The 3,483-nt window shown below is 49.3% G+C and carries 3 protein-coding genes and 1 pseudogene; 1 reads left to right on the plus strand and 3 read right to left on the minus strand.

Features of this window, described 5'->3' with window-relative positions; all coding sequences use genetic code 11:
• Positions 1-167 precede the first annotated feature (167 nt).
• Positions 168-1,508 (minus strand): PTS sugar transporter subunit IIC, encoded by a 1,341-nt coding sequence (locus ACSZO4_RS25155; RefSeq protein ID WP_437891820.1) that lies wholly within the window; start codon positions 1,506-1,508, stop codon positions 168-170.
• 338 nt (positions 1,509-1,846) lie between these two features.
• On the opposite strand from ACSZO4_RS25155, the gene ACSZO4_RS25160 reads away from it, so the two are divergent.
• Positions 1,847-2,305, plus strand: a complete 459-nt coding sequence (locus tag ACSZO4_RS25160; RefSeq protein WP_437891821.1) for a YbaK/EbsC family protein — start codon at positions 1,847-1,849, stop codon at positions 2,303-2,305.
• Between the two features lie 41 nt (positions 2,306-2,346).
• Here ACSZO4_RS25160 and bglJ read toward each other — a convergent pair whose 3' ends face one another.
• Positions 2,347-3,027 carry a DNA-binding transcriptional activator BglJ gene (gene bglJ, locus ACSZO4_RS25165; RefSeq protein ID WP_437891822.1) on the minus strand — a complete coding sequence of 227 codons (681 nt, stop codon included), beginning with the start codon at positions 3,025-3,027 and terminating at the stop codon, positions 2,347-2,349.
• Positions 2,988-3,410 (minus strand): annotated as a pseudogene (locus ACSZO4_RS25170) (helix-turn-helix domain-containing protein); the annotation flags it as partial. The gene bglJ and the pseudogene ACSZO4_RS25170, both read right to left, overlap by 40 nt.
• Positions 3,411-3,483: the final 73 nt, after the last annotated feature.

A 3,483-nucleotide genomic window follows, 5' to 3' on the forward strand; every position in this document is an offset into this window, starting at 1 on the left:
GCCATGGTGCGTGACAATACAAAATGGGCGGCAGGTTAGCTGCCACCCATTGACTTTAAACACAGCTGCTCTCCCACCGGGAGAGGGAGTAAATACTAAAAACGGCAAGCCGTTTTGCGTTTACCTCCACTGGGAGAGGGAGCAAATGCTAAAGGTTTTGCTTTTATTCAGGCGACCTGTTTCTCTTCTTCCATTCGTTGAGCTTCTTCCGCTTCCTGATCCAGCAATTGCTTCTCATAAACCTTGAAGAACGGGTAGTAGATGATGGCGGAGATCACCGCCAGAACAACGACCAGAATCGCCGCCCGAAAATCCCAGCCCAGTGCCCATGCCCCACCAATCGGTGCCGGAGCGGTCCAGGGCACAACCGAGATAACCCGACCAATCAGATCCATCGTGGTCACCGCCCAGGCAATGGTGGCATTCACTAACGGAGCCAGCAGGAACGGGATAAAGAACACCGGGTTCATAACAATCGGAGTACCAAAAATCACCGGCTCATTGATGTTGAACATACTGGGAACCACACTCAGTCGCCCAATGGAACGCAGATGCACTGATTTACTGCGCAAATAGCAGAACACCAAACCCATTGTTGCGCCAGAGCCGCCAATCACAATGAAGAAGGTCCAGAACGCCTCCATAAAAATATGTGGCAGCGGTGCATTCTGCGCCAGCGCGGTCTGATTCAGACCAAGATTAGTCAGCCAGAACATTTGCAACATACCCGAGACGATCGCCGCCCCGTGGATCCCGGCAAACCAAAGTAAGTGACCAATCAGAACAGCCAGCAGGATCGCGGGCAGAGAATCTGCCGCCGAAACCAGAGGCTTAAACAGCGCCATGATGGCCTGCGGGATCAACATATCGAACTGAGACTGAATAAACAGACTCAGCGGATAGAGAGTCAGTACCACCACCAGCACCGGGATCAGCAGATCAAAGGAATTTTTGATCATCGGTGGCACCTGCTCTGGCAGACGGATACCGATGTTGTAAGTTTTCAAAAAGCGCATCATTTCGACGCAATAGACTGCTACAAGGATGGCGGTGAAAATCCCGACGCCTCCCAGACTGTCCACCGGTAATGTACCGTTCGTTTTCGGTGCCGCCACCAGCAAAAATGCCATCAGCGCCAGCATCGCGCACATAAAGGGGTCAAGCCCATGCGATTTGACATAATGCTTACCCAGGTTATAGGCGATAGCCGCACAGACATAGATGGACATAATCCCCATTGTCATATCGAACGGCGTCAGGATACGACCTTCAAATTGCTTTGCCAGATCCAACCACGCACGCGCGAAACCCCATGTGGTATCCGGCGAAAAAGGAGGATAAGCAAAGACCAGCAGGAATGAACCGACAATCATAAACGGCATGGCAGAGATAAAACCATCACGGATGGCCATGACATGACGTTGAGAAGAGATCCGCCCGGCTATCGGGCTGACGTAGTTTTCGATAAAGCGAAAAATCACGTTAAACACAGCATGGTTGGCAGACATAGCGGCTCTCCTGTCAGTCTAAATAATGCTGCGCAACAGCAGTTACTTTGCCGTGCAGCAATCCATTTTTTGGGTTTAAGACCATGCTGGCTAACGAACCAGCATTACAACGAAGCAGGATACGTTTCATAGACGGCTCTTATTAATTATCAGAACAGAGGAAGTGACGAAGTCAGTATTAACTCCGGTTTGAAACACTGCAACCGGTTACTGTAACCGGTTTCCGCGATTGTGAAGGCGATCCAGAAATGCGTAGTAACGAGTTTGTTATGACAAAATATTTACAGGGATCACAGGCTTGTGACAGATTATTGAAGGTTACGGTTCAGGAGAAGAAAATGAGTTTGCAGTCTGTGCGGCAATTCTTTGCCGATCACGCCCCCGACATTGACATCATTGAGCTGAATGAAAGCACGGCGACCGTGGCTCTCGCAGCAGCGGCACACCACGTTGAACCTGGCCAGATAGCCAAAACGTTGTCACTCAAAATTAAGGACGAAGTGGTGCTGGTTGTTGCCAAAGGCGATGCGCGTCTGGATAACAAAAAGCTCAAATCAACGTTCGGCGCAAAAGCCCGAATGCTGAGCAGTGACGAGGTAGTGACAATCACCGGCCACCCGGTTGGCGGCGTCTGTCCGTTTGGACTGGAAAACCCGCTGGCGGTCTACTGTGATATTTCTTTGAAGCACTACGCAGAGGTGTTGCCCGCAGCCGGCGCTATTCACAGCGCGGTACGCATTTCCCCTCAGCGCATGGCAGACTTAACTCAGGCAAAATGGATTGATGTCTGCCTGTAAAAATATGCCAGGTCATTGACCTGGCATACTGGCATTAACGCTCAGGCCACTGCGGAATCTGTGGCCGGCGTAACGGTATACAGCGGCTGACACATAAGGATATCCGCAGCATGAAGCAGCGCGACTTCTGAGTTGATCCCCAGCTTGGCCATCGCATTGAACTTATGCGCCCGGATGGTCTTGATATTTCTTTTCAACTCGGTGGCAATATCAAGCATCGACAAGCCACGTGTCATATGGTGCAGGATCGCATACTCCGTTGGGCTCAACATCCGGCTACGGGCAACAAACCAGTGATTAATGATGTTGTCATTTAGCCGGCGGGTCTCTCCAAGTAGGGTCATAAGCTGAGCCAACAAAGCAGGCAACGATTCAGTTTTACTCAAAATACCATGTAAATCAGCTGGATAAAGGCTGCTTATCAACCTTGCTTCGCTGGCATCATTGGCCAGTACGATTCGCTGCATCCCTGGATTTGTTATCGCCAGTCGATGCAAACACATCAGGCATTCCCGTCGAGGACCACGCAGTCCTGACAGTGAAAATATCAGGGATAAAAACTCCGTCTTGCGCATGGCTTCAATAAAAGCCTGAGGATCCCTGAAAAAATGAAAACGGTACTGTTTACTTACCGTGGTTGAAAAAAGATGACGAAGTCCCGTCTCGCCCATCATGCATTGTTCTATGATGGCAACGTGCTTTTTTGCATTGGTGCATTCCATTCTGACTGTTCTCCATAGGCTGAAATAAGATTTAGCTCTTTCATGCCATCAGTACTATTTATCCATGCATACAACTCTGCATTGCTGCGCAGAGACAAACGGCGCATTGCGCTATTTTTTTGGGCACTGACCGTCTTATTACTCTTTTTCAGCAGCATGGCGATTTGATTTATTCCCCACCCTTTGCCAAGTAGTCGCATCACTTTGCGTTCAGAAAGGGTTAAATGCTCTAATTTGTTACTCGAACCATCGTTTTCAGGATAATCAGACGATAATAATGTCTGACTAATTTTCTCCGCATATCGGTTCCCGTTGCGAATTGCGCCAATCAACCCTTCGATAGGTTCAATATTCGAAAGAAGCGTACTTCCCGGGCGCATAAGGAAGGTGCGATTTAATCGTCAGTTATGAGAACATAAGGCTTTCTTTGCCATAGATTTTTCACGATGCCCGCAC

This window comes from Phytobacter sp. V91, from assembly GCF_965644225.1.
GTDB lineage: Bacteria > Pseudomonadota > Gammaproteobacteria > Enterobacterales > Enterobacteriaceae > CBFFRJ01.